At 37.9% G+C, this 6,300-nt stretch carries 8 protein-coding genes; 7 read left to right on the plus strand and 1 reads right to left on the minus strand.

All coding sequences use genetic code 11. The annotated features are described in order from the left end of the window. Positions 1-12: 12 nt before the first annotated feature. The 6 genes from porX (at position 13) to IE056_RS06415 (ending at position 4,599) form a co-directional block, all read left to right on the plus strand. Positions 13-1,563, plus strand: a complete 1,551-nt coding sequence (porX, locus tag IE056_RS06390; protein WP_189603849.1) for a T9SS response regulator signal transducer PorX — start codon at positions 13-15, stop codon at positions 1,561-1,563. Between the two features lie 45 nt (positions 1,564-1,608). Then, positions 1,609-2,013, plus strand: a complete 405-nt coding sequence (gene tsaE, locus IE056_RS06395; RefSeq protein WP_189603850.1) for a tRNA (adenosine(37)-N6)-threonylcarbamoyltransferase complex ATPase subunit type 1 TsaE — start codon at positions 1,609-1,611, stop codon at positions 2,011-2,013. Between the two features lie 274 nt (positions 2,014-2,287). Next, the gene (locus IE056_RS06400; protein ID WP_189603880.1) at positions 2,288-2,434 is read left to right on the plus strand and encodes a hypothetical protein; all 147 of its coding nucleotides are present in this window, start codon (positions 2,288-2,290) and stop codon (positions 2,432-2,434) included. A 232-nt stretch (positions 2,435-2,666) separates the two neighbouring features. Then, the gene (locus IE056_RS18440; protein WP_229793669.1) at positions 2,667-2,966 is read left to right on the plus strand and encodes a hypothetical protein; all 300 of its coding nucleotides are present in this window, start codon (positions 2,667-2,669) and stop codon (positions 2,964-2,966) included. Between the two features lie 55 nt (positions 2,967-3,021). After that, entirely contained in the window at positions 3,022-4,221 is a 1,200-nt protein-coding gene (locus tag IE056_RS06410; RefSeq protein ID WP_189603852.1) for an alanine dehydrogenase, read from the plus strand. 6 nt (positions 4,222-4,227) lie between these two features. After that, positions 4,228-4,599, plus strand: coding sequence for a DUF4258 domain-containing protein (locus tag IE056_RS06415; RefSeq protein ID WP_189603853.1), 372 nt, complete (start codon positions 4,228-4,230; stop codon positions 4,597-4,599). Between the two features lie 105 nt (positions 4,600-4,704). Here IE056_RS06415 and bcp read toward each other — a convergent pair whose 3' ends face one another. Then, positions 4,705-5,154 (minus strand): thioredoxin-dependent thiol peroxidase, encoded by a 450-nt coding sequence (gene bcp / locus IE056_RS06420; RefSeq protein WP_189603854.1) that lies wholly within the window; start codon positions 5,152-5,154, stop codon positions 4,705-4,707. Between the two features lie 32 nt (positions 5,155-5,186). On the opposite strand from bcp, the gene IE056_RS06425 reads away from it, so the two are divergent. Further along, positions 5,187-5,852: an endonuclease III domain-containing protein gene (locus tag IE056_RS06425; protein WP_189603855.1), complete on the plus strand. Its 666-nt coding sequence runs from the start codon at positions 5,187-5,189 to the stop codon at positions 5,850-5,852. The last annotated feature ends 448 nt before the right edge of the window (positions 5,853-6,300 follow it).

A 6,300-nucleotide genomic window follows, 5' to 3' on the forward strand; every position in this document is an offset into this window, starting at 1 on the left:
AAAGATACATATATGAATAATATCAAAATACTTTGGGTAGACGACGAAATTGATTTGCTAAAACCGCACATATTATTCCTGGAAGGAAAGGGGTATGAGGTGCATAAATGCCAGAGTGGAACCGAAGCTCTAGAGGAAGTTGAAAAAGTGAATTTTGATATTGTATTCCTGGATGAAAATATGCCGGGTCTTACAGGGCTTGAAACTCTTTCTGAAATTAAGGAAAAGCAGGCGAACTTACCTGTGGTGATGATTACCAAAAGTGAGGAGGAATATATAATGGAGGAAGCTATAGGGTCAAAAATAGCAGATTACCTTATAAAACCCGTGAACCCAAATCAGATTTTGTTAAGCCTGAAGAAGAATCTGGATCATTCCCGACTTGTATCTGAAAAAACCACTTCCAGCTATCAGCAGGAATTCCGGAAGATAGCTATGGATATGGCGATGATCAATGATTATAAAGGCTGGGCAGACCTTTATCAGAAATTGATCTATTGGGAGCTGGAACTGGAGAATATTGAAGATTCCGGAATGTTTGAAATCCTGGAATCTCAAAAAGTGGAAGCAAATTCACAATTTTTCAAGTTCATTGAAAAAAATTATCCAAGTTGGTTTGAAAAGAATGCCGATGCCCCCGTAATGTCACATACCTTATTTAAGGAAAAAATTCTTCCGGAAGTGAATAAGGAGCAGCCTACCCTACTGGTGGTGATAGATAATATGAGGTACGACCAGTGGAAAGCATTTGAGCCAGTGATCAACAACTACTATAAAAAGGAATACGAAACACCATTTTACAGCATCCTTCCAACAGCCACTCAATATGCCAGGAACGCTATTTTCTCCGGATTAATGCCTTCTGATATGGAAAAACTTTATCCCGACCTTTGGAAAAATGACACTGAAGAAGGGGGAAAGAATTTACACGAAAATGAATTTCTCCAGGGTCAGCTTAAAAGACTGGGAAAAAATATTAAACATGAATACCATAAGATAAGCAGCCTCAAAGCCGGAAAGAAGCTGGTAGAGAATTTTAAAAGTCAGAAAGAAAATGACCTTACTGTAGTGGTGTATAATTTTGTGGATATGCTTTCCCATTCCAAGACAGAAATGGAGGTAATCAAGGAGCTTGCATCTACTAATAAATCGTATCGTTCCCTTACCCACAGCTGGTTTAGAAACTCTCCCTTACTGGAGATCATCCAGCAGGCACAGCAATTAGGATTTAAATTGATTCTGACTACAGATCACGGCACGATAAACGTAAAGAATCCTTCTAAAGTAATAGGTGATAAAGAGACCAGTTTGAACCTGCGTTACAAAACAGGAAAAAGTCTCACTTATGAAGACAAAGATGTTTTAGCTGCTAAAAATCCAAAATCTATACATTTGCCGTCCATAAATATGAGCAGTTCATATATTTTTGCACGTGGAGATTTATTCTTTGCATATCCTAACAACTACAATCATTATGTAAGTTATTATCGCAATACTTTTCAGCATGGAGGCGTTTCCCTGGAGGAAATGATCATCCCATTTGCAGTCTTATCTCCTAGATAACAATATTTTACATATATTTACAAGCCCAAAAACCAATAACGTTAGATGGTAAAAACCTACTTGCTATCAGAAATTGATTCTGTTGCCCGGGAAATTCTGAAAAAATCTAAAAGCAAAACCCTGCTATTCTATGGCGAAATGGGTGCCGGAAAAACCACCCTAATTAAGTCCCTCGTAAAAGAACTGGGGGCTGAAGATATTGCCTCCAGCCCTACCTTTTCGTTAGTGAATGAATATGCTTCTGAAAACGGACCTATTTATCACTTCGATTTTTACAGAATAAAGGATGAAACAGAAGCTTTAGATATGGGAATTGAAGATTATTTAAGCACTCCTGCCTGGAAATTTATTGAATGGCCTCAAAAAATTGAAAAATTTATTGAAGAGGAGGTGCAAAAGGTGGAGATTTCAACCCTTGAAGAAGGCGTAAGAAAGTTAAAATTGTGTTAAAAATACTTGGTTTTGGCGAGCTAAACAAAAATAGAAGATTGTAAGATTATTCGCTCTAAAATGGAAGATTTTAGTTTTTGAATTTAATCATTGTGCAATTAACCGAAAATTGCCTTATTTTAACAGAATTAATTTCGAATCATAAATCCAAAAATACCTGAAAAATAGCTCAAAAAAGGGCGCAAAAGTACGAATAATGTATTTATAATTAGCGTGTTGTATTTTCATAGGTTTGCTTCAGTAATCAAAAGAAAACCCTTAAAAACCTTATAAAATGAAAATCAAAGCTATTATCTTCGCAGCATCTATTTTTGGAGCAACCCTTTTTGTAACTACAACTCCAGATAACAACGATAAGAAAGATGAAATTACAAAGCAAGCCGTCGACAAAAGGCTCATCCGCGTTCCTACTCACGGGTAGTATAATAGCTATTTGCATAGCATTTTCACCTTATTTATTTTATCTATATGAAATTTTCCCAAGCGGGCCCGTTTGGGAAAATTCTTTTTTTACCTACGAAAGTAAGTATTATGAAGATGTTTTAACTGCAGCATGGACCTATTTAGGTAAAATTACGCCCCTTCTTCTGCTTCTAATTTGGTTTTTTACCTGCAAACATTGGTGGTATCACGTCATATTGGTGCCCATAGGAATGTATAGTTTTCAGATAGTAGCTGTAGTATATGATGACGTTTATTTGAATTCCCAATATTTTGCCGATACAGATCAATTAATTTATTTAGCTCCTTTTTTCATCCTAATTCTTTCTGTAGTATACTTAATTCGTATCAAAATCTTTGACAGGATCTACGGAATTGATCTAAGCGAAATAGAACAAGAAAACATTTCTCCATTTTCATCTCTTTCAGATAAAGATTACCAGGAAGTAAAAGAGTTTAGAAAAACCCAGTCCTCTACTGCTGCTGAAGAGGATTACTATGTAAAGCTTTAAATCTTGTTTTTCTCTTTAAAAAAGTCGTAATTTATTTCCTGTTATTAAGAAAATTATGACCAACCAAGTTTCTCCGTTCACCAAAGAACAACTTATTCCGCAGGAAGAAACCTTAGAGATATATAAGCACAAAGGGGAGCTGTTTATCGGCATTCCCAAAGAAAATGCCTATCAGGAAAAACGGGTGTGCCTCACTCCAGATGCCGTCGCGGCCATGACTGCCCACGGACATCGGGTTTTGGTAGAATCGGGTGCCGGATTAGGGGCCAGTTTTACAGATAAAGATTATTCCGAAGCCGGAGCCGAAATCACTGCAGATACTAAGAAAGTTTTCTCCTGCCCCATGATCCTCAAGGTAGAACCTCCTACCCTGGAGGAACTCGACATGGTAAATCCCCAGACTACCATAATTTCCGCGTTACAATTAAAAACTCAGAAAAAAAGCTTTTTTCAGAAACTAGCGGCAAAACGGGTGACCGGATTGGCCTTTGAATTTATTAGAGATGACGACGGATCCTATCCTGCCGTGAGAGCACTGAGTGAAATTGCCGGAACAGCCTCTGTCCTGATTGCTTCAGAAATTATGAGCAACAATGCACAGGGTAACGGACTTATGTTTGGAAACATTAGCGGGGTGCCTCCCATTGAAGTGGTGATCCTGGGAGCCGGAACTGTAGGAGAATTTGCGGCACGATCTGCCATGGGACTGGGCGCAAACCTGAAGATTTTTGATAACTCCCTCACCAGGTTACGCACTATTCAGGCCAACCTTGGCCGTCCTTTGCACACCTCCACTATTCAGCCTAAAAACCTCATCAAGGCATTGAAAAAATGTGATGTGGTCATTGGTGCCGTGAGAGGAAAAAACCGGAGTCCGGTACTGGTAACAGAGACCATGATCGAAAATATGAAAAAAGGTGCAGTAATCATAGATGTGAGCATTGATATGGGTGGCTGTTTTGAAACCAGTGAGATCACCACTCATGATAATCCCACTTATGTCAAACATGGAGTAATCCACTACTGCGTGCCTAATATCCCTTCAAGATATGCACGTACTTCCTCTATTTCCATTAGTAACATATTCACGCCTTACTTATTACATATTTCAGAACAGGGAGGACTGGAAAATACGCTTAGGTTTGACCGAGGTCTAAGAAATGGTTTGTACTTTTACCACGGAATTTTAACCAACAAATCTATTGCAGACTGGTTTGATTTGACCTATCGGGATATCAACCTATTAATTTTTTAGTTCTAAATGAAATTAGTTCATCGTTTTGCTTATTATTTAGGGGGGTTCTCCATAGGTCTCGTCATTCTCTTTTTCTTTTTAAGTGGAAAAAAAGCTTCCTGTGATTATTCTCCCGATGCACGGGTTTTGAAAAACATCCGGATTAAAGAGAGAGTATATTCTGATGAGGCTTCAGAAAGTATGCGTCTATATAACATTGACAGCACCCAAATATCTGCTATTCTTAATAATGGAGATGTGGATTTCAGCAGAAGTAATACGGATCTCGATTCCTGTAAGACGTACATCGTTACCGGAAGAACTTCAGAAAAAAATCTGGAACTTCTTTTTGAAAACTGTGACTCTCTGGCTACGCTTCAGAAGATCTGGGTAAAATAAAGCAGGCTAAATATTCCTGAAAGGGAAGTCCCTCTTACTTGACCTAACGCCTTCCAGGAAAATTGATGAAAGCCTGAATCTTATTTTCAAAATTCAATATGAGGTTTAGAGAATCTGAGCTGCGTGGTCTTTTGTTTTTACTTTGGAGATCACTTCAGTGATAATTCCATCTTCGTCAATTACAAATGTAGTTCTGTGGATTCCGTCATATTCTTTTCCCATAAATTTTTTCGGCCCCCAAACTCCAAAGGCATTGATCACTTCCTTATCCTCATCTGCAAGGAGCGGGAACGGAAGTTCATATTTGTTTTTGAAGTTTTGTTGTCTTTTCTGTGAATCGGCACTTACTCCAAGAATTTTATAACCTTCAGCTTTAAATGTTTCCCAGTTATCCCTAAGATTGCAAGCTTCGGCAGTACAGCCAGGGGTACTGGCTTTCGGATAGAAAAATACGACCAGTTTTTGGCCTTTATAATCTTCTAATGAATGCGTATTACCATCCTGATCTTTTGCCGAAAATTGAGGAGCTTTATCCCCTGCTTCTAATGTTGTCATAATGCTTACTTTTGTACCAAAGTTAAGCATAAATGAACAAGCAGGAAAAAGTACAATTCGTAATTGACACCTTAAAAGAAAAATATCCCACGGTTCCCATTCCTTTAGACCACAAAGATCCATACACATTACTTATTGCCGTTTTATTGTCGGCACAAAGTACAGATGTGAGAGTGAATCAAATAACTCCCCTACTGTTTGCCAAAGCTGATAATCCATACGCTATGATTAGAATGACTGTGGATGAAATTCGTGATATTATTAAACCGGTAGGCCTCTCTCCCATGAAATCTAAAGGAATCCACGGACTTTCTAAAATCCTGATAGAAAAGCATAACGGACAAGTCCCTGCAGATATTGATGCGCTGGAAGAATTACCAGCCGTGGGTCACAAAACTGCCAGCGTGGTAATGTCGCAGGCGTTTAATGTGCCTTCCTTCCCTGTTGATACTCATATTCACCGCCTAATGTACCGTTGGAACCTTTCCAACGGAAAAAATGTTGTGCAAACAGAAAAAGATGCAAAAAGACTATTTCCAGAGGAGCTCTGGAATGAATTACATCTTCAGATAATTTGGTACGGACGGGAATATTCCCCGGCACGCGGCTGGGATTTGGAAAAAGACATCATCACCAGGACCATTGGCCGAAAAAGTGTTCTGGAGGAGTACCTGAAGAAGAAAAAGAAATCGAGATAAAAGAAAAAATCCTGCGGTTGCAGGATTTTTAAATCAGCTAATTCTGATTTTCACAGCAATGAAATTATTTTCTTCCAGAAATAATATGCGATGCTATTATTCTAGTTTAAAAAGGCTTCGAACTGCAACTCTTTGTAGTTACTAATCTTCAATGCCTTTGAATAGTTCAAAAGAAACTGAACCGTTTCTTTTTTAGGTTTAAGATAATTCACTTTTTTAGAAGAATTCCCGGAGTAAAGTTTTGCCATTGGTACATGATTAGATTTATATCATGAATAACGGAAATAAACTCCTCATATTGTATTAATTTGTTAAAGTCAAGTTATGTTTTTCTATAACTTTTCATTAGTGTCCATTAAAAATTTTTAAATGTTCTTTGAAATTACTGATAATCTATACTTTACAAGCCTAATTGGCACGTGACGATTTGAATTGATTAGGTTTAGCC

The organism is Salinimicrobium marinum (genome assembly GCF_014651535.1).
GTDB lineage: Bacteria > Bacteroidota > Bacteroidia > Flavobacteriales > Flavobacteriaceae > Salinimicrobium > Salinimicrobium marinum.

Coding starts and splice junctions, on each gene's coding strand:
- porX (WP_189603849.1), top strand. CDS start 13: ATGAATAATATCAAAATACTTTGGGTAGACGACGAAATTGATTTGCTA.
- tsaE (WP_189603850.1), top strand. CDS start 1,609: ATGGTAAAAACCTACTTGCTATCAGAAATTGATTCTGTTGCCCGGGAA.
- IE056_RS06400 (WP_189603880.1), top strand. CDS start 2,288: ATGAAAATCAAAGCTATTATCTTCGCAGCATCTATTTTTGGAGCAACC.
- IE056_RS18440 (WP_229793669.1), top strand. CDS start 2,667: ATGTATAGTTTTCAGATAGTAGCTGTAGTATATGATGACGTTTATTTG.
- IE056_RS06410 (WP_189603852.1), top strand. CDS start 3,022: ATGACCAACCAAGTTTCTCCGTTCACCAAAGAACAACTTATTCCGCAG.
- IE056_RS06415 (WP_189603853.1), top strand. CDS start 4,228: ATGAAATTAGTTCATCGTTTTGCTTATTATTTAGGGGGGTTCTCCATA.
- bcp (WP_189603854.1), bottom strand. CDS start 5,154: ATGACAACATTAGAAGCAGGGGATAAAGCTCCTCAATTTTCGGCAAAA.
- IE056_RS06425 (WP_189603855.1), top strand. CDS start 5,187: ATGAACAAGCAGGAAAAAGTACAATTCGTAATTGACACCTTAAAAGAA.